Origin of the sequence: Achromobacter arsenitoxydans SY8 (assembly GCF_000236785.1) — a bacterium.
Lineage (GTDB): Bacteria > Pseudomonadota > Gammaproteobacteria > Burkholderiales > Burkholderiaceae_B > Achromobacter > Achromobacter arsenitoxydans.
This window is the reverse complement of the sequence record NZ_AGUF01000013.1, coordinates 196292-215550: the sequence shown is the minus strand read 5'-3', so window position 1 is coordinate 215550 and position 19259 is coordinate 196292. Positions and strand designations below refer to the sequence as shown.

At 66.5% G+C, this 19259-nt stretch carries 19 protein-coding genes; 12 read left to right on the top strand and 7 right to left on the bottom strand.

Annotated elements, in window-relative coordinates:
• Positions 1-80 precede the first annotated feature (80 nt).
• Positions 81-1208, bottom strand: a complete 1128-nt coding sequence (locus KYC_RS03510; RefSeq protein ID WP_008158884.1) for a mandelate racemase/muconate lactonizing enzyme family protein — start codon at positions 1206-1208, stop codon at positions 81-83.
• Positions 1209-1370: 162 nt separating this feature from the next.
• Between KYC_RS03510 and KYC_RS03505 the strand changes: the two genes are divergently transcribed.
• Positions 1371-2249 (top strand): LysR family transcriptional regulator, encoded by an 879-nt coding sequence (locus KYC_RS03505; RefSeq protein WP_008158883.1) that lies wholly within the window; start codon positions 1371-1373, stop codon positions 2247-2249.
• A 20-nt stretch (positions 2250-2269) separates the two neighbouring features.
• On the opposite strand, the gene KYC_RS03500 is transcribed toward KYC_RS03505, so the two are convergent.
• Complete coding sequence (locus KYC_RS03500; protein ID WP_008158882.1) at positions 2270-3460, bottom strand: amidohydrolase family protein; 1191 nt, start codon at positions 3458-3460, stop codon at positions 2270-2272.
• A 1-nt stretch (position 3461) separates the two neighbouring features.
• Complete coding sequence (locus KYC_RS03495) at positions 3462-3659, bottom strand: hypothetical protein (RefSeq protein ID WP_008158881.1); 198 nt, start codon at positions 3657-3659, stop codon at positions 3462-3464.
• Positions 3660-3850: 191 nt separating this feature from the next.
• On the opposite strand from KYC_RS03495, the gene KYC_RS03490 reads away from it, so the two are divergent.
• Both KYC_RS03490 and KYC_RS03485 read left to right on the top strand, forming a co-directional pair.
• Positions 3851-4363: an ASCH domain-containing protein gene (locus KYC_RS03490; RefSeq protein WP_008158880.1), complete on the top strand. Its 513-nt coding sequence runs from the start codon at positions 3851-3853 to the stop codon at positions 4361-4363.
• A gap of 296 nt (positions 4364-4659) precedes the next feature.
• Complete coding sequence (locus KYC_RS03485) at positions 4660-4986, top strand: virulence factor (RefSeq protein WP_043517403.1); 327 nt, start codon at positions 4660-4662, stop codon at positions 4984-4986.
• Between the two features lie 235 nt (positions 4987-5221).
• On the opposite strand, the gene KYC_RS28555 is transcribed toward KYC_RS03485, so the two are convergent.
• From KYC_RS28555 to KYC_RS03470, 4 genes are all read right to left on the bottom strand, one after another.
• Positions 5222-5470: a hypothetical protein gene (locus KYC_RS28555; RefSeq protein ID WP_081477972.1), complete on the bottom strand. Its 249-nt coding sequence runs from the start codon at positions 5468-5470 to the stop codon at positions 5222-5224.
• 229 nt (positions 5471-5699) lie between these two features.
• Positions 5700-7046, bottom strand: a complete 1347-nt coding sequence (gene serS / locus KYC_RS03480; RefSeq protein WP_008158878.1) for a serine--tRNA ligase — start codon at positions 7044-7046, stop codon at positions 5700-5702.
• A 41-nt stretch (positions 7047-7087) separates the two neighbouring features.
• Positions 7088-8428 (bottom strand): replication-associated recombination protein A, encoded by a 1341-nt coding sequence (locus tag KYC_RS03475; RefSeq protein ID WP_008158877.1) that lies wholly within the window; start codon positions 8426-8428, stop codon positions 7088-7090.
• Positions 8429-8542: 114 nt separating this feature from the next.
• Positions 8543-9334 (bottom strand): deaminated glutathione amidase, encoded by a 792-nt coding sequence (locus KYC_RS03470; protein ID WP_008158876.1) that lies wholly within the window; start codon positions 9332-9334, stop codon positions 8543-8545.
• Positions 9335-9514: 180 nt separating this feature from the next.
• Here KYC_RS03470 and KYC_RS03465 point away from each other — a divergent pair, with 180 nt between their 5' ends.
• The 9 genes from KYC_RS03465 to KYC_RS03425 all read left to right on the top strand — a co-directional run bounded on the left by KYC_RS03465 (position 9515) and on the right by KYC_RS03425 (position 19244).
• Entirely contained in the window at positions 9515-10783 is a 1269-nt protein-coding gene (locus KYC_RS03465; protein WP_008158873.1) for an amino acid deaminase, read from the top strand.
• A 112-nt stretch (positions 10784-10895) separates the two neighbouring features.
• Positions 10896-12455 (top strand): ABC transporter substrate-binding protein, encoded by a 1560-nt coding sequence (locus KYC_RS03460; protein WP_008158871.1) that lies wholly within the window; start codon positions 10896-10898, stop codon positions 12453-12455.
• Between the two features lie 82 nt (positions 12456-12537).
• Positions 12538-13479, top strand: coding sequence for an ABC transporter permease (locus tag KYC_RS03455; protein WP_008158869.1), 942 nt, complete (start codon positions 12538-12540; stop codon positions 13477-13479).
• Position 13480: 1 nt separating this feature from the next.
• Positions 13481-14356: an ABC transporter permease gene (locus KYC_RS03450; protein ID WP_008158867.1), complete on the top strand. Its 876-nt coding sequence runs from the start codon at positions 13481-13483 to the stop codon at positions 14354-14356.
• Positions 14357-14358: 2 nt separating this feature from the next.
• Positions 14359-15366: an ABC transporter ATP-binding protein gene (locus KYC_RS03445; protein ID WP_008158863.1), complete on the top strand. Its 1008-nt coding sequence runs from the start codon at positions 14359-14361 to the stop codon at positions 15364-15366.
• Positions 15363-16361 carry an ABC transporter ATP-binding protein gene (locus tag KYC_RS03440; RefSeq protein ID WP_008158861.1) on the top strand — a complete coding sequence of 333 codons (999 nt, stop codon included), beginning with the start codon at positions 15363-15365 and terminating at the stop codon, positions 16359-16361. Before KYC_RS03445 ends, KYC_RS03440 begins: the two co-directional genes overlap by 4 nt.
• 37 nt (positions 16362-16398) lie before the next feature.
• Complete coding sequence (locus tag KYC_RS03435) at positions 16399-17271, top strand: MurR/RpiR family transcriptional regulator (protein WP_008158859.1); 873 nt, start codon at positions 16399-16401, stop codon at positions 17269-17271.
• A gap of 14 nt (positions 17272-17285) precedes the next feature.
• Positions 17286-18755, top strand: a complete 1470-nt coding sequence (locus KYC_RS03430; RefSeq protein ID WP_008158857.1) for an N-acyl-D-amino-acid deacylase family protein — start codon at positions 17286-17288, stop codon at positions 18753-18755.
• Positions 18756-18806: 51 nt separating this feature from the next.
• A complete protein-coding gene (locus KYC_RS03425) occupies positions 18807-19244 on the top strand; it encodes a RidA family protein (protein ID WP_008158855.1) in 438 nt (145 codons plus the stop codon).
• The last annotated feature ends 15 nt before the right edge of the window (positions 19245-19259 follow it).

Here is a 19259-nt window from a genome sequence, read left to right as displayed (position 1 = left end):
TTGCTGTCGCATCCGGCCGTCTGCGCGGCCTGGATGCTGCACTCCTTTACTGCGCCTGCCCGAAGGCGCCGCTTCGGCCATCAGCGGCCGATGCGGGTCCACTTGCCGAACCGCTCGACCATGCGTTCGTCGAAACCGAAGCCCAGCCCCGGCTCCTGGTGCAGGACCACGCGCCCCTGCTTGTGGGTCAACTGGCGGTCGACCAGCTTGCGGAAGTTCAGGACCTGGTCGTCCCAGAAGAACTCGACGTAGCGCGCGTTCGGCGTGGCGGCAACCAGGGGCGCATGCACGTCATGGAACCAGTGCGGGCAGACCACCACGCCATAGCTGGCCGCGGTAGCGGCGATGCGCTTCCATTCCGTGATGCCGCCGCACACTGCGGCGTCCGTCTGCAGGATCCCGGCGGCGCCCTTGTCCAGCAGTTCCTTGTGGTACCAGCGCCCATAGCCGATTTCCGCGGTGGCGATAGGCAGATGCGTCAGGCGCGCCAGTTTGGCGTGGCTCTCGATATCGTCGGGACCGAAGGGTTCTTCGATGAAGTACGGCTCGTACTGTTCAAAGCGGCGGATGTACTGCATGGCCTGGGTGACGTCCTGCCAGGCGTTGTTGCAGTCCATCATCAGTTCCACGTCCGGGCCCACGGCCTCGCGCGCGGCCTTCAGGCGCGCCTCTTCCTCGCGCGGCGACAGGCGGCCGGTCTTCATCTTGACGGCGCGGAATCCCTTGTCCACATAGCTGGCCATTTCCTCGCCCAGGTGCTGCGGCGTCTTGCCGTCCAGGTAATAGCCGCCGCTGGCGTAGGCCGGCACGGTTTCAAGTTCGACGGCGCCGAGGAACTTGTGCAAAGGCAGGTTCGCCGTCTTGGCGTTCAGGTCCCATAGCGCGATGTCCAGCGCGCTCAGCGCCCGCATCACCGTGCCCTGGCGGCCCTGCAGCAGCGCTTCCTGGTACATGGCCTGCCACAGCCCCTCCACGGCGTGAGAATCCTTGCCCAGCAACACCGGAGCCAGCAGGCTTTGGACCGCCGCCTCGAAGATGGCGCCGCCGGCGCTGCCGACATAGCAGAAGCCGATGCCTTCCACGCCGTCCGTGGAACGCACCTTCACCAGCCCGTAGTGGCGGGTGGACACGGTGCGGTTGGAGAACGAGGTGACTTTGTCCAGAGGCACCGCCGCGGCGCATACGTCTATGGATTCAATAATGGGCACGGGTGGCTCCTTGATGGCTGAATGGTTTCGATTGGCCCGATCGGCGCGCCTCGCGCGGTCTCGCTGCCGTGAACGTATTCTTCCCGCCGCCAAAGAAAACAACAATTATCTTCATGCATCTTTAGAATATGGAAAAAACAACTTCTAAAGAGACAAGCCGCCGTGGATTCGCGCTTTCTGCAGACGTACGTGCATGTCGTTGAGCTGGGTTCCATCGCCCAGGCCGCCAGGCACCAGGGCCTGACGCCCGCCACCGTGCAGCAGCGGCTGCGCGCACTGGAGTCGGACGTGGGCAGCGCACTCATCGCCCGATCGGGCCGTACGGTCAAGCCCACGCCGGCAGGCGTGCGCATCCTTGAACGCGCGCGCGCCATCCTGCGGGACGTGCGCGACCTGCGTTCGGCCGCCTCCGACACGGAGTTGCCCGCCGGTCCCCTGCGGCTGGGCGCCACGCCCACCGCGCTGACCGGCATCATGCCGCCAGTGCTGCGCACCTGGGTGGCGCGTCATCCGCGCATCGAGATCTATATCGAACCGGCGCCCACCACCCTGCTCTACGGCAAGGTGCTGTCCGGCGAACTCGACGGCGCGTTGCTGGTGCATCCGCTTTTTCCGATTCCCAAGACCTGCGCCTGGCGCGACTTGCGGCGCGAGCCCCTGGTGCTCGTCACGCCGGCCGGCATGAAGGTCGACGATCCGCTGGCCGTCATCGCGCGCGAACCCTACATCTGCTATGACCGCAGCGTGGTGGGCGGCAAAATGGCGGACGACTACCTGCGCGCGCGCAATCTGCGGCCGCAGGTCAGGTTTGAACTCGATGGCATTGATTCCATCGCAAAGCTGGTGTCAGAAGGACTGGGCGTGGCGCTGCTGCCCGATTGGGCGACCACGGGAGCGCCGTCGGCGCGCGTCACGCGCTGGCCGCTGCCCGCGCCCTGCCCGGTGCGCACGGTCGGCGCGATCTGGCTGCGGGCCGGCGTACGCTCCGCGTTGATGCAGGCGTTCGCGGAAATGACCGAGTCGCAGCTCGGCCTGGGCTGAAAGGGCGGGCCGCCCGGCCCTTAGGCGGCGGCGTCCTCGCCATTGCGGGCCACGATCACCCCGTTGGAAATCACCAGCCGGCGCGGCGCCGGTTGCGCCACGGCCTGCGCCACACAGCTGGCGTCGGCCAGCACCAGATCGGCGCGTGCGCCCGAAGCCAGGCCGTAGTCCGCAAACCCGCAAGCGCCGGCCGCCGCGCCAGTCACGCATTCCAGCGCCCACGCGATCTCGTCGTCGCGGCGCAGGTCGTTGCGCAAGCCGATCTGCATGGCGCGCGCCAGCATGTCGGGGCTGCCATAGGGGGTCCAGGTATCGCGCACGCCGTCGTTGCCGCCAAAGAGCGTCACGCCAGCCTCGCGGCAGGCGCGCAAGGAAGGCACGGGCCGCGATGCCGGCGCCGTGGTCAGCAGGGCCACGTCGAGCACGGCCAGGCGCTTGAGCAGGCCGTCCAGGCGCCGGACTTCCAGGGCGCCCAGGCAGAAGGCATGGCTGATAACGGCCTTGCCCGTCATACCCAGGGCCTGGACACGGTCCAGGATCAGATCCAGCGTGAAGGCGCCCAGCTCGCCGGGTTCGTGCAGGTGGATGTCCACCGGCTTGCCATGCTTGTCGGCCAGGCCAAACAGGATGTCCAGGGACTTCACGGGATCGCGGTCGATGGCGGACGGGTCCAGCCCGCCTAGCACGTCAGCCCCTTGAGCCAGGGCCTGATCCAGCAGATCGGCCGTGCCGGCGCGCGCCAGCAGCCCGGATTGCGGAAAGGCCACGGTCTGGATTTCCACACGGCCGGCCAGCGCATGCCGCGTGGCATGCACGCCGTCCAGGTGGCGCAGGCCGGCGTCGGTGTCGATATCGACGTGCGTCCGGATGCGCGTGGCGCCCGCCCTCAGAAAAGCCAGGGCCAGGTCGCGGGAATGACTTGCGGCGTCGTGCCCGCTGCGGGCGCGCCAGGCGCGTTCATTGTCGATGCGATCGGTGAGCGCGGGCCCCACTTCGTTCACGTACCAGGGCGAGCCCCAGGTCGTCTTGTCCAGGTGGGTATGGCCTTCGATCAGGCCGGGCAGCAGCAGGGCGCCACCGCCCTCTTCCACCGCAACGGCGGGATCGGCGGCAAGTCCGGACCCGATCTGTTGGATGCGGCCGTCGCGAATCAGCACGTCCACGCCATCGCCGTTAGGCGCGTGGACGTTCTTCAGGAGCAGATCCGCCATGTCAGGCTTGCGGCGGTTCGATCCAGAAGAAGCGTTCGCCCTGGCGGACCATGTCGGCCACGCCTTCGGCGCCAATGCGATAGTCCGTGCCCATGAGCGTAGCGCCGCCGTCCTCATGAATATGGATGACGGCCAGCGGGTCATTGGCCATGGTGTACCAGTAGTAACCGGGCTTGAGATCGTGCAGGTTTGTAGTCATGAGTCGAGTATACAAATAACCCTGCAGCGTTTTCAAAAAGACAACACATATTCAGGCTGCGCCTGACAGGCGAAGCGTGACACGTCATACTCCCTTGCAGGAGCTTGAATAAAGCATACAAATGGCACGTGCCGACCCGGCCGCAACAGCAATGGCGCGCAAGCGCTGATCGCGAGGGAAACAGCGAGCACATGAAACGGCAGTCACTTCAGTTCAGCGAACCGCTCAAACAAGCCATTCTTGATGGAGCCAAAGTGCAAAGCCGGCGCATCCTCAAGCCGCAGCCGTCCAAATTCACGACGGCCTGGTATGCGGACGCCGCGGATTCGGGCAGGTGGGTGGCCATGGGCCCCTCGCCCGATAATCCCTCTGAATTGCGCAAGACTTCCAGCTGGGTCAGGTGCCCCTTCGGTAAATCGGGCGAGACCATCGTTCTGGCCGATGAGGCCGGCGCCCCCTTTGCCAGCGCCATCATGGTCGGCGTCCGTATTCAGCGGCTGCAAAACCTGACTGAAGCCGACGCCCGCGCGGAAGGCACCCACGCCTTGTACCAAAGCTCGGCGCTGCTGCCCGGCGTGCCCCTGCAAACCGCGTTCGCGCTGATGTGGTGCGAACGCTATGGCGCCCACGCCTGGGCCGCCAACCCCTGGGTCTGGGTGATGGAATACCGCCACTTTTCGCCCTGCGACGACGCCGGCCTATAGGCTGCCTGGCGCGCCGGCGCAACACCGTTACGACTCTTCGCGCGCACATGGTGACTGCCTGTAACGCCGGACGCGAACTTCAACCCATTCCAACCTATTTCAATCGACTTCAATAAAGGGTTTACCAGAGCGCACGCCGGCTGCCGCGGTGCAGCACGCCTGTGCGTTTTGTCGAGGGGACGGTTGCGGATTGTCGCTATTGAGCCCCTGTCGCTTACGAATACCTGGCGCAAAGCACCGAAAATAGCGTCAACGGATATTCAACTTTGCTGCGTCATGCGGCAGGCAGGTGCAACATGAAAAAATGGCTTATCGCAGGTGCAGGTGCCGCGGGTTTGCTGATCTCCAGCGTCGCCCTGGCTCGCGTGGACGTCGGAATTTCCATCGGTTTGCCGGGGATCGTGTATCCCGCTCCGGTGTACGTCGCGCCGCAGCCGGTCTACGTGCCGCCACCGCCCCCCGTCTATTACCGTCCGGCTCCGGTATACGTCGCCCCGCCGGTGGTTTACCCGGCGCCGGTCTATTACCGCGGCGGCCGCTATTATGATCGCGGCCATTATCACGGCCGCGGCCATGGCCACGGCTATTACCGCGGACGCGGGCACGGTCGCGACCGCGACTGATCGCGCAGCGTCGGCGCAAAATAAAGGCCACTCTGTCGAGTGGCCTTTTTTGTCCGCCTGGGCAATGTCCGGTGCCCTGCGGGTTACCTGTCAGGCTGCGGGAGCCTGGACGGGTTTAGCAGCCATGACGGCCGGCTGCTGCGCCGTCTGCTTGGCCTTGTTGTCGGCCCAGCGCGGCGATTCCTGAACAAGATCAATCCATCGGCGAGGCGCACTCGACGCTCGCCACCAGCCATTATGCGGACGCATGTGCAAACTCCGGTTCACCGTTGAAACGTACACCATTGATACCTTGGAACAACTGTTGGCTTTCCTGTTCTGCTTCGTGCAAGTTTGCGAACGGCGCCTGTCCCGGCACGGTCCAGCATTTTTCCGGTGCGGTTCCGCCTACGCGGCGGGTCCATATCTGCACGCGGTAGCCCTGTTCGTCTTCCTGAGCCACAGAGCATCTCACACGAAAATCTCCAATCATTCTTGAAGTCATGGACAACTCCTTGTTATATAAGTGAATGAAGCGTGTAGAACGCTGGTGTATTGTGCCGTAACTATCCGGCCCTTTTATCGGAATACACAATTGCTCACATCAAATCCAGGCACTCACGCGAGCAGAATAGCGTTCCAAAGCGACAGGAATATGTCGCAATAATAAAAAAAAACGGAGCCCGCAGGCTCCGCCTTTTTATCGGCCAAATGGCCGATGGACAGGTATACGGTCAGGGCTTCAAGACCGTCAGGCCGCCCATGTAGGCCTGCAGCGCCTCGGGAATCAGCACGCTGCCGTCCGCCTGCTGGTGGTTTTCCAGCACGGCCACCAGGGCGCGGCCCACGGCCAGCCCGGAACCATTCAGCGTGTGCACGAATTCCGGCTTGCCCTGCGCGTTGCGGAAGCGCGCCTGCATGCGGCGCGCCTGGAAGGTTTCGCAGTTGGACACCGACGAAATCTCGCGCCACGTGTTCTGGGCCGGCAGCCACACTTCCAGGTCATAGGTCTTGGCGGAGCCGAAGCCCATGTCGCCCGTGCACAGCAGCACCACGCGATACGGCAGGTTCAGCAGTTGCAGCACGCGTTCCGCGTGGCCCACCATTTCTTCGAGCGCATCGTACGACTGGTCCGGCTGCGTGATCTGCACCATTTCGACCTTGTCGAACTGGTGCTGGCGGATCATGCCGCGCGTGTCGCGGCCGCCGCTGCCGGCTTCGGAACGGAAGCACGGGGTGTGGGCGGTGAGCTTGAGCGGCAGGTCGGCGGCGGCCTGGATCGCGCCGCTGGCCACGCTGGTCAGCGTGATTTCGGACGTGGAGATCAGGTATTGATCTTCACGCACGTAAGGCTTGCCCTGATCATCCACCTTGGGATCGTCGTCGCCGCCGCCCTTGGACACCGCGAACATGTCGTCCTTGAACTTGGGCAACTGGCCCGTGCCGAAGAGGGTAGACGCGTTGACGATGTACGGCGTGTAGCACTCGGTGTAGCCGTGCGTGCCGGTCTGCAGGTCAAGCATGAACTGCGCCAGCGCGCGGTGCAGTCGCGCAATGGGGCCGCGCATGAACGAAAAGCGCGCGCCCGACAGTTTGGCGGCCATGTCGAAATCCAGGCCCAGCGGTTCGCCAAGGGCGACGTGGTCGCGCGCTTCGAAAGCCAGGGCGGGAGGATTGCCGTCGGCGCCGGCGGCGCCGGGCAGCCAGCGGCGGACCTCGACGTTGTCGTCGGCGGATTCGCCCACGGGCACGCTGGCGTGCGGCAGGTTCGGCACCGACATGAGCAGGTCGTTGAGCGGCTGCTGCAGCGCGGCCAGCTCTTCTTCCAGCTGCTTCAGGCGTTCCGGCACGGCCTGGGATTCCGCCATGACGGCGCTGGCGTCCTCGCCTTTGGCCTTGAGCTGGCCGATTTGCTTGGCCAGCGCGTTGCGGCGGGCTTGCAGGGACTCGGTTTCGGTCTGGACGGCCTTGCGACGAGACTCCAGGTCGTTGAACCGTTCCGTGTCGAAGTCGACGCCACGGGTCTTGAGGCGGTCTACGACGGTTTGCAGGTCTTTGCGCAGCAGTATCGGGTCTAGCATGGTGAGGTCGGTGAGGTTGCGAAAGGCGACGGGGTATCCCGTTACCGGTTTTTGGCGCGTTCCTGGGCGTCCAGCTCGCGCAGGAATGCCAGCTTTTGCTGGATTTTAGCCTCCAGGCCGCGATCGGTCGGCCGATAGAAGGAAGGCTTGAGTCCATCGGGGAAATATTGCTCGCCCGCGGCGTAGCCATGGGGCTCGTCGTGCGCGTAGCGATAGGCCTTGCCGTGGCCCAGCTGTTTCATCAATTTCGTGGGCGCGTTGCGCAAGTGTATGGGCACCGGCGCGCTGCCGTGTTCGGCGGCAAACTTGCGCGCCTGGTTGTACGCGTTGTAGACGGCATTGGACTTGGCCGCGCAGGCCATGTAGACCACCGCCTGCGCCAGCGCCAGTTCGCCTTCGGGCGAACCCAGGCGTTCGTAGATGTCGGCGCCGTTGACGGCCAGGTCGGTGGCGCGCGGATCGGCCAGGCCGATGTCTTCCACCGCCATCCGCACCAGCCGGCGCGCCAGGTACTTGGGATCCGCGCCGCCGTCGATCATGCGGCAGAACCAGTACAGCGCGGCATCGGGATTGGAACCGCGCACCGATTTGTGCAGGGCGCTGATCTGATCGTAAAAAGCATCGCCGCCCTTGTCGAAGCGCCGCAGGTTCTGCGACAGCGAAATTTCCAGCCAGGCGGCGTCCACCGTGTCGCGCCCGGCCGCCTGCGCGGATTCGGCCACGACTTCCACCGCGCTGATCAGGCGGCGCGCATCGCCGTCGGCCCAGGCCGCCAGCTGCTCGCGCGCATCGGGCTCGACGCGGATGGTCTCGCCCTCTTGCAGGCCTTCATTGAGCGCCTGCACCGCGCGGTCGACCAACTGCTGCAATTCCTCGGCGGTGAGCGATTGCAGCACATAGACGCGCGCCCGCGACAGCAGCGCGGAATTGACCTCGAACGACGGATTCTCGGTGGTGGCGCCGATGAAAGTGAAGAGCCCGCTTTCCACGTAGGGAAGAAAGGCGTCCTGCTGGGCCTTGTTGAACCGGTGGACTTCGTCGACGAAGAGGATGGTGCGCCGCCCCTGGCCTTGCGCGACCTGCGCCACGGTGACCGCGTCGCGGATGTCCTTCACGCCGCCCAGCACGGCCGAGATGGCGATGAACTGGGCGTCGAAGCCGTCCGCCATCAGGCGCGCCAGCGTGGTCTTGCCCACGCCGGGCGGCCCCCAGAAAATCATGGAATGCGGGCGGCCCGATTCGAAGGCGACGCGCAGCGGCTTGTCCGGTCCCAGCAGGTGCGACTGCCCGACGACGTCCGCAAGGGTGCGCGGGCGCAGGCGTTCGGCCAGCGGAACATAGGGCCGATGGGCGGGATCGGCCGCGAAGAGATCGTTGCTCATTGGCAGCAGATGAAGGAAGACAGCAAGGAATTCAAGTCAGCATTACACCATGCCGCACGCCATGAATTCCCGCCCCGGCCGCTGCGGGGCCGCGGACAGCGGCCCGCCGCAAGCCTACGCCAGTTCGGGGGACGAGAAGCGCCGGTTCGCCAGCACCGGGAGCACCTTGCGGGCGTGCGCCAGGCGTTCAGGGTCGATATCGGCAAACACCAGCGCGGGCGCCTCGCCGGCGCGCGCCGTGACCACGCCCAAGGGATCGACCACCATGCTGCAGCCGATGTTGCGTTCACCGCATTCGCCGGTGGCGGCCACGTAGCAGGTGTTTTCGAGCGCACGCGCCGTGACCAGGACTTCCCAGTGCATTTCCTTGAGCGGACCGCGCACCCAGGCGGCCGGCAGCACCAGCAGGTCGGCGCCGTCCAGCGCCAGCCGACGCGCCAGTTCGGGAAAACGCACGTCGTAGCAGGTCATCAGGCCCACGCGCAGTCCGGCGATGTCGAGCAGCGGCGGGATTTCCGTGCCCGGCGTGACGTTGGTGGATTCCTTCATGGTGAAGGCGTCGTAGAGATGCAGCTTGCGGTACTGCGACAGGATCCGGCCGTCTTGCAGCGTGACCAGCGTATTCCAGACCCGGCCGTCGCCCGTCGGAACGTGGACGCACATCATGGTGGCCAAGTCCGAGCCGCGGCTGGCCTCAAGCAGGCGGGTGATGAAGGGACCGTCCAGGGGTTGCGCGGCCTTGAGCACGATCTGCGGATCCGTGATGTCGCGTGCGAGGATGCCTTCCGGCAGCACCAGCAGGCCGGCCCCGCCCGCTCGGGCGCGTTCCATCAGGTCGACGCAGACCTGCGCATTTTCTTCCCAGACGCGGCTGACGGCGAACTGGCCCAAGGCAACTTTCAGCATGGCTTTTCCTCTGTAGGGGCGCCAGGGCGCGCAGCGGCGGCACGCCAGACGTGGAACTATTTTCCCATTGTCGGCCGCGCGCCGACTACGGGAAACTCCTAGCTGCCCGTTGTAAATTTCTTTCACGATAATGAAAAAAATCAGATTTGACGTAAATCTTTTCCAAACCGGGCCCTCGCCATGACGAACGCATCCTTCCCCGCAGCCCCCCTGGACGTCAACGGCAAAGGCCTGGGCGCCTTCCCCGAATCCTGTACGACCGGCGACGTGGCCGCGCTGAACTGGAATCTGCTGAACGAGGACGTGAGCCTGCCCGTAGCCGTGCTGTACGAGGCCCGCATGCGCCACAACCTGCAGTGGATGCAGCAGTTCATGGAGGCCTACCACGTCAAGCTGGCCCCGCACGGCAAGACCACGATGAGCCCCGCGCTGTTCAAGCGCCAGATCGACAACGGCGCCTGGGGCATCACGCTGGCCACCGCGCCGCAGGTGCTGGCCGCGTACCAGCACGGCGTGCGCCGGGTGCTCATGGCCAACCAGCTGGTGGGCCGCGCCAACATGGCCATCATTGCCCGCCTGCTGCGGGATCCCGCCTTCACCTTTTTCTGCATCGTCGATTCGGCGGCCAATGCCGCCCAGCTCGGCAAGTACTTCGGCGAACAAGGCCTGGTGTTGCCGGTGCTGATCGAATTGGGTCCCACGGGGGGACGCACCGGCGTGCGCGACGACGCGCAACTGCAGGCCGTGGCTGAGGAAATCGGCCGCTGGCCCGGTCTGGCGCTGGCCGGCATCGAGGTCTACGAAGGCGTGCTGCAAGAGGAAAGCGCCATCCGCACATTCCTGCGCCGCGCCACGGCTGCGCTGCGCGGGCTTGCCGCCGCCGGCCGGCTGCGCAAGAGCGGCCCGGCCGTCATCTCCGGCGCCGGCTCCGCGTGGTTCGACGTCGTCGCCGAGGAATTCTCGCAGCTGGACATTGGCGCGCCGCTGGAAGTGGTGCTGCGCCCGGGCTGCTATCTGTCGCACGATGTCGGCATCTACCGCACAGCGGCCGAGCGCATCAACGCGCACAATCCGGTCGCCCGCAAGATGGAACCCGGCCTGCAGCCCGCCCTGCAGGTGTGGGCCTACGTGCAGTCGCTGCCCGAACCCGGCCGCGCCATCATCGCGCTGGGCAAGCGCGACGCCGCCTTCGACGCCGGCCTGCCCGCCCCCGCCCTGCTGTACCGGCCCGGGCAGGACGCGCCCGGCGCCGCGCCGGCGCACTGGAAGCTGACGGCCATGATGGACCAGCACGCCTTCATGCAAATCAGCGACGGCGACGACATCCAGGTCGGCGACATGATCGCCTTCGATATCTCCCATCCCTGCCTGACGTTCGACAAATGGCGCCAGGTCCTGCTGGTCGACGAGCAGTACCGCGTCGCCGGCGTTGCCGAAACGTTTTTCTAGCCCCCTGCCCGCGGCACCGCGCCAGGCCCGAAGGGGGCCCGCAGCACCAGGAAACCCGGCGCGCGACCCATACCAAGCGACAACCTGTTTCTGACCCTCTGGAGAGAGAATCATGAACTTCCGTACCTCCCGGCGAGGCGGTGGGCTGAAGAGCCTGCTCGCGGCCGGCGCAATTGGCTTGACCGCATTGTCGTCCCCCGCCCTCTGTGCCACGCCGGTCAAGGGAGGCACGATCTCTGTCGCCACCATCGGCGAGCCGCCGACGCTCGACCCGATGACCAGCACCGCGGACCTGGTGGGCATCCTGACCCAGCATTTCTTCGAGACGCTCTACACGTTCGACGCCAAGTGGAACTTGACGCCTCTGCTGGCCGACAAGATGCCGGAGGTGTCGGCCGACGGGCTGGTCTACACGATCCCGCTGCGCCAGGGCATCACGTTCCATGACGGCTCCAAGATGGATTCGTCCGACGTGCTGGCGTCCCTGAAGCGCTGGACCGAGACCGCCACGCGCGGCAAGATGGCCGCCAAGATCATCGCGAACCTGGAAGCCCCGGACGCGAACACGATCCGCATCACCCTGAAGCAGCCCTATGCGCCGCTGACCGCCCTGCTGGCGATGAACAACAGCGCCGCGGTCGTCATGCCCAAGGGCAAGATCGCGCCGGCCCTGACCGAATTCGTCGGCACCGGCCCCTATCAGCTGAAGGCCCGCGTGCCCGACCAGTACGTGCAGCTGGTCCGCTTCGACGGCTACAAGCAGCGCGAAGGCGAACCTGACGGCTACGGCGGCGCGCGCAAGCAATACCTGGACGAAATCCGCTTCGTGCCCGTGAGCAACGCGAACACCCGTGTCGAAAGCGCGGTGGCCGGCCAGTTCGACTACGTGGATTCGCTGCCCGTGGAATCGCTGCCCAAGCTGAAGAACGGCCGCTCCGATCCCGTGATGCTCAAGCCCTTCGGCTGGCCCCGCCTGGTGCTCAACACCAAGCAGGGCATCATGTCGAACCAGGCCGTTCGCCAGGCGGTGCAGCTGGCCCTGAACGAGGAAGACATGCTGTTCGCCGCCTTCGGCGACAAGAACTTCTACAAGCTCAACGGCGACCTGTATCCGGAAGGCTACCCGTGGGCAACATCGCTGGGCGGCAAGGTCTACAACAAGGCCGACGCCGCGGCCGCCAAGAAGCTGGTGGACGGCGCCAACGTGCAGGACCGCAAGATCCGCATCCTGACCAGCCAGCAATACGAGTTCCACTACAAGATGGCCCTGGTGGCCGCCGAATACCTGAAGGCCGCCGGTTTCACGGTGGACATGCAGGTGGTGGACTGGGCCACGCTGACGCAGCGCCGGCAGGATCCCGCCGTGTGGGACATTTTCATCACGCATAGCCCGTTCCTGCCCGAACCGGCCCTGATCGACTTCCCTTCCAAGGACGCGCCGGGCTGGTGGGACACGCCGCGCCGCAACCAGGTGCTGGACGCCTTTAACCAGGCCGGCACGCAGGAAGAGCGCGTCAAGCGCTGGGCGGACGTGCAGCAGGCGGTGTACGACGAAGTGCCGTTCATCAAGATCGGCGATTTCAACGCGCAGGCCGCGCGCTCGCCGTCGCTGCAAGGCACGCGGGCCGTGCCGTGGCCGTACTTCTGGAACGCCTGGAAGGCGCCCAAGTAAACGCCGGCGCAGCGGGCGGCCGCCGCCGCCCGCTGGTGTAGACACTTGCGCGCCACCGCGCGCTGACCACTAGGATTCCACCGTGTTGCGTTATCTCTTGAACCGGCTGGTCGGGCTGGTGGCCGTGATGTTCATCGTCGCGACCATCGTGTTCGTGATCATCCGCGTCACGCCCGGCGATCCGGCCGCCGTGATGCTGGGCCCGCAGGCCAGCCAGCAGGACATCGCCGCGCTGCGCGCGCAGCTGGGACTGGACCAGCCCGTGGCCGTGCAGTACGTGTCATGGCTGGGCAAACTTGTGCAAGGCGACCTGGGCCAGTCCATCTTCATGAACAAGCCGGTGCTGTCGGCGCTGGCCGACCGGGCCGAACCCACGATCCTGCTGACGCTGATGTCGCTGCTGATCGCCAGCGCCATCGCGCTGCCGGTCGGGATCCTGTCTGCGGTCAAGCGCGGCACCACGCTGGACCAGTCGGTGCTGTCGTTCTCCATGTTCACGTCCAGCGTGCCCAGCTTCTGGCTGGGACTGCTGCTGATGCAGGTCTTCTCCGTCAAGCTGGGCTGGCTGCCGGTGGCCGGCTACGGCGGGCCGGACGCTTCAATGGCCACCCGCCTGTCGCACCTGATCCTGCCCGCAGTAGTGCTGGGCCTGGTGAACTCGGCGCTGATCACCCGCTTCATCCGCGCCAGCATGCTGGACGTGCTGCGCGACGACTACGTGCGCACGGCGCGCGCCAAGGGACTGCCCGAACGCAAGGTCATCCTGAAGCACGCGGTGCGCAACGCGCTGATCCCCATCCTGACGGTGCTGGGCCTGACCACCGCGCTGCTCATCAGCGGCGCGGTCGTGACCGAAACCGTATTCGGACTGCCCGGCGTGGGCAGCCTGGTGGTGTCGGCGGTGCTGCGCCGCGACTACCCCGTCATCCAGGGCGCGCTGCTGATCATCGCGGCCATCTACGTCCTGATCAATCTGTTCATCGACCTCTTGTACCTGGTCGTCGACCCACGGGTTCGTTACTAGAATGGCCATCGCAACTACCGCTCATACCGCCGCCGGCGCCGACCGCTGGCAGGTGCTGCGCCTGCTGGTGTCGCGCAAGACGGTGCTAATCAGCCTGATCGTGATCATCGTGCTGGCCGCCGCCGCGCTGCTGGCGCCGTGGATCAGCCCGCACGATCCCTTCAAGCTGTCCATCATGAACCGGCTGAAAGCGCCCGGCGCCGCACACTGGTTCGGCACCGACGATTTCGGGCGCGACGTTTTCAGCCGCGTCATCTACGGCGGCCGGCTGTCGCTGATGGTGGGCTTTTCCGTCGTCATCGTGTCCAGCGTGCTGGGCATCGCGCTGGGCCTCATCGCCGGCTTCTTCCGCACGGCCGACAAGTTCGTGTCGCGCCTGATCGACGCGATGATGGCGTTTCCCGACATCCTGCTGGCCATTTCGCTGGTGGCGGCGCTGGGACCGTCGCTGGTCAACGTCGTGATCGCGTTGGGCATCGTCTATACGCCCCGCCTGGCGCGCATCGTGCGGGCATCCACCCTGGTGATCCGCGAGCTGCCCTTCGTGGAGGCCGCCCGCGCCCTGGGCGTGCCCACCTGGCGCATCGTCACCGTGCACGTGCTGCGCAACCTGGTGTCGCCCATCCTGGTCCAGGGCACCTTCATCTTCGCCTATGCAATCCTGGCCGAGGCCGGCCTGTCGTTCCTGGGCGTGGGCGTGTCGCCCGACATCCCGACCTGGGGCACCATGATCAACGCCGGCCAGCAGTACATGGGCTCGGCGGACTGGATCATGATTTTCCCCGGCATCGCCATCGTGCTGTCCGTGCTGTCGCTGCAACTGGTGGGCGACGGCCTGCGCGACGTCCTCGATCCGCGCCTGCGCAAGGAGCTGTAATCATGACGGCAAGCACCCGAGACATCGTGCTGTCCGTGGAAGGACTGAAAACCTGGTTCCACAGCCGCGACGGCATCGCCAAGTCCGTGGACGGCGTGACCTTCGATCTGGCCCGCGGCGAAACGCTGGCCATCGTCGGCGAGTCCGGTTCCGGCAAATCCGTGACCAGCCTGTCCATCATGGGCCTCCTGCCCAAGCCGGCGGGCCGCATCGAGGCCGGCAGGATCCTGTTCCGCGATCGCCAGGGCGCGCAGCACGACCTGGCGCGCGCCACGCCCGCCACGCTGCAGAAGATCCGCGGCGCCGAGATCGCCATGATCTTCCAGGAGCCCATGACCAGCCTGAACCCGCTGTACACGGTGGGCGACCAGATCGCCGAGGCCGTGCTGCAGCACGAGGGCGGCTCGTACGCGGCGGCGCTCAAGCGCGCCCGCGAGATGCTGGAGCGCGTGGAAATCCCCGCGGCCGACCGCCGCGTCAACGAATACCCGCACCAGATGTCGGGCGGCATGCGCCAGCGCGTGATGATCGCGCTGGCCCTGGCCTGCAACCCGGCCGTGCTGATCGCCGACGAGCCCACCACGGCGCTGGACGTGACCGTGCAGGCGCAGATCCTGGACCTGCTGCGCCGCCTGCAGGCCGAGATGAACATGAGCATCCTGTTCATCACGCACAACCTGGGTGTGGTGGCCGAGATCGCGCACCGCGTGGCCGTCATGTACGCCGGCCGCGTGGTGGAGGATGCCGGGGTCTACGGCCTGTTCGAAAAGCCCACGCATCCGTATACCCGGGGACTGCTGTCCTGTCTGCCCACGGCCGCGCTGCTGGCTTCCGGTGAACGTCTGCGCGCCATTCCCGGCAATGTGCCTAGCGTATTGTCGCTGCCGGCCGGCTGCACCTTCGCGCCCCGCTGCCCGCTGGCCGCGGACGACTGCCGCGCCGGCGTGCCCGAACTCGTGACCGTGCAGGCCGCACACCGCGCGCGCTGCATCAAGGTGAACCCGATATGACCAGCAATCCGACTGCCCGCGCCGATGCGCCACTGGTGCGGATCGAGGACCTGAAGGTCCACTTCCCGACCTCCCAGGCGCGCAATGCGCCCGTCGTGCGAGCCGTGGACGGCGTGAGTTTCGACGTGCCCCGCAACACCATCGTGGGCCTGGTGGGCGAATCCGGCTCCGGAAAAACCACCACCGGCCGCGCCCTGCTGCGCCTGTTCGCACCCACCGCCGGGCGCATCGTGTTCGACGGGCAGGACATCACCACGCTGAACGAAAAGCAGATGCTGCCGTGGCGCCGCCGCATGCAGATCGTGTTCCAGGATCCCTACGCCAGTCTCAATCCGCGCATGACGGTAGCCGAGATCCTGGGCGAGGCGCTGAACACGCACAAGCTGGCGCAGGACCGCCGTTCCGCCCGCATCGGCGAACTCCTGGAGCGCGTGGGTCTGAACGCGGACCACAGCCGCCGTTATCCGCACGAATTCTCGGGCGGCCAGCGCCAGCGCATCGGCATCGCGCGGGCGCTGGCGGTGGAACCGGATTTCATTGTGGCCGATGAGCCGGTGTCCGCGCTGGACGTGTCGGTGCAAGCGCAGGTGCTGAACCTGCTGCAGGATCTGCAGCGCGACCTGGGGCTGACCATGCTGTTCGTGGCCCACGACCTGGCGGTGGTGGACTACCTGTGCGACGACGTGGTGGTGATGTACCTGGGCCGCGTCATGGAGCGCGGGCCGACCAGCGAGGTCTATGCCCGCCCCCGCCATCCCTATACCCGCGCGCTGCTGTCCGCCGCGCCCGTCCCGGACCCGCGCGCCCCGCGATCGCGTATTCTGCTCAAGGGCGACATCCCCAGCCCGGTCAACCCGCCTTCCGGCTGCGTGTTCCGCACTCGCTGCCCGCACGCCATCGACGCCTGTGCGGCGGCCGTGCCGCCGGCTGTGGGCGTTAGCGCTGGCCACTACGTGTCCTGCATACGCCTCGACGATCCCGCGCTTGGGGCCTAGCGCCGGCGCCCCGCCCGAATTGATCCAGGAACCACACATGAACATCATCCGCGACATCGTCTTCCAGATACGCAGTCGGCGGGACGCATTGAGCGTGACCGAACGCAAGGTGGCCGACGCCATCCTGGACGACATCATCTGGAGCGCCAGCGCCACGGTGGACCAGCTTGCCGCCAAGGCCGGCGTCAGTATCGCCACCATCTCGCGCTTTGCGCGCACAGTGGGCTGCGACGATACGCGCGACCTGAAAATGAAGCTGGCGCAGGCCAGCACAGTGGGCAGCCGATTTCTGGATCCCAGCGCGCCGGCCGAGGAAAGCACGTTCTACGCGCGCATCTACGCCGACATCGAAAGCACGCTGCGCGCGCACCTGCCCACGTTCACCGAGCAGCTGTTCGAGGCGGCGGCGTCCATCGTCGACGGCGCGCGCATGATTTACGTGTTCGGCATGGGCGGCGCGTCGGCCGTGCTGGCGCAGGAAGTCCAGTCGCGCCTGGTGCGCCTGGGCTATCCCATCGCCGTGTACAGCGACGCCGTACTGCTGCGCATGGTCGCTGCCACCCTGGACGAGCGCGACGCCGTGCTGGTCCTGTCGGCCTCCGGCCTCACGCCCGAGATCGTCGGCGCCGCGCGCATCGTGAAGCAATACAACGCGCGCCTCGTCGCCATCACCGACGCATCGTCCGAACTGGCCGGACTGGCCGACGTGGTGCTGCCCATTCGCACCCACGAGACCGACTTCATCTACAAGCCCTCGGCATCGCGCTACGCGATGATGCTGGCCATCGACCTGCTGTCGACGGAACTGGCCATGCTGAACCAAGAGGAAAACCGCGAGCGCCTGCGCCGCATCAAGCTGGCGCTGGACGAGCACCGCGGCGGTCCGAACCGCCTGCCGCTGGGCGATTGAACCTGGAACACAAGATGTACGACACCCTCATAGGCAATGTGCGCATTCTGGACGGCGCCGGCGGCCCGGAATACCGCGCCAGCGTGGCGCTGGCCGACGGCCGCATCGCCGCCATCGGCGACCTGCCCTGCGCAACCGCCCGCCAGATCATCGACGGCACGGATCTGGCGCTGGCGCCGGGCTTCATCGACGTCCATACCCACGACGACACCAACGTCATCCGCACGCCGGACATGCTGCCCAAGCTGTCGCAGGGCGTCACCACGGTCGTGGTGGGCAACTGCGGCATCAGCGCCTCGCCCGTGTCGCTGCGCGGCGATCCGCCGGACCCGATGAATCTGCTGGGCAAGCGGGAAGACTTCAGCTACCCCACCTTCGCCGACTACACGCGCGCCATCGAGGCCGCGCGGCCCGCCGTAAATGTGGCCGCGCTGGTGGGCCACACGGCATTGCGCAACAACCACATGGACCGGCTGGACAGGGCCGCCACCCGCGAAGAAGTGCTGGCGATGCGCGACCAGCTGCGCGATGCGCTGGCGCACGGCGCCATCGGGCTGAGCACGGGCCTGGCCTATGCCTCGGCCTTCGAAGCCGACACGGCAGAGGTCAAGCTGCTGGCCGAGGCGCTGGACGAGTTCGGCGCGCTGTACACCACGCACCTGCGTTCGGAATTCGCCGCCATCCTGGAGGCCATGCAGGAGGCTTTCGACATCGCCCTGCACGCGCGCGTGCCTGTCGTGGTGTCGCACCTGAAGTGCGCCGGCGCCGGCAACTGGGGCCGCACCCGGGAAGTGCTGTTCAAGCTGGAAGGCGCGAGCCGCCTGCAGCATGTGGGCTGCGACTGCTATCCCTATTCCGCCAGCTCGTCCACGCTGGACCTCAAGCAGGTGACGGACGAGTTCGACATCGACATCACGTGGTCGGAGCCCCACCCTGAACAGGCGCGGCGCAAGCTGGCGGCCATCGCGGCCGACTGGGGCGTCACCCTGTTGGAGGCGGCAGAACGCCTGCAGCCGGCCGGCGCGGTGTACCACAACATGCATGAAGACGACGTGCGCCGCGTGCTGTCGCACCCCTTCACCATGGTGGGTTCCGACGGCCTGCCGAACGATCCCATGCCGCATCCGCGGCTGTGGGGCGCTTTTCCCCGCGTGCTGGGCCACTACAGCCGGGACGTGGGCCTGTTCCCGCTGGCCCGCGCCGTACACAAGATGACCGGGCTGTCGGCCGCCCGCTACGGCCTGGCCGGCCGCGGCCTGGTGCGCGAGGGCTACCACGCGGACCTGGTGCTGTTCAATCCGGACACCGTCATCGACCGCGCCACCTTTGCCGATCCGGTCCAGACCGCGGCAGGCATCGAGGCCGTCTGGGTGAACGGCGTGCTTTCCTACCGCAGCGGCCAGGCCACCGGCGAGCGCGCCGGCCGCTGGCTGCCGCGCAGCGGCGACCTGCGGGCGTCCTATTCCCAGGCGCCGGACGCCTAGGCGTAGGCCGCCTGCCCCATTCAATACCTTCCGAACCAGGAGAAACATCCCATGAGCGCTACCCCCACTCCCGACAGCAACGGCATCACCCGCTACGGCGTCGCCGGCGGCACCGGCCAGGGCGGCTCGCACATGCCCTTCGCCCGCGCAGTCGCGGCCGACGGCTGGCTGTACGTGTCCGGCCAGGTGCCGATGGACAACGGCGAGGTGATCGAAGGCGGCATCGTGGCGCAAAGCCATAAGGCCATCCAGCAGGTGCTGGCCATCCTGAAGGAAGCCGGCTACGGCCCCGAACACGTGGTGCGCTGCGGCGTATGGCTGGACGACGCGCGCGATTTTGCGTCGTTCAACAAGGTGTTCAAGGAATACTTCGGGGCGAATCCACCGGCGCGCGCCTGCGTGCAGTCGAGTCTGGTCGTGGACGCGAAGGTCGAAGTGGATTGTGTGGCGTATAAGCGCCCCCACGCCGCGCCCACTAACGTGGGCTAGCCGCCCCAAAGGGGG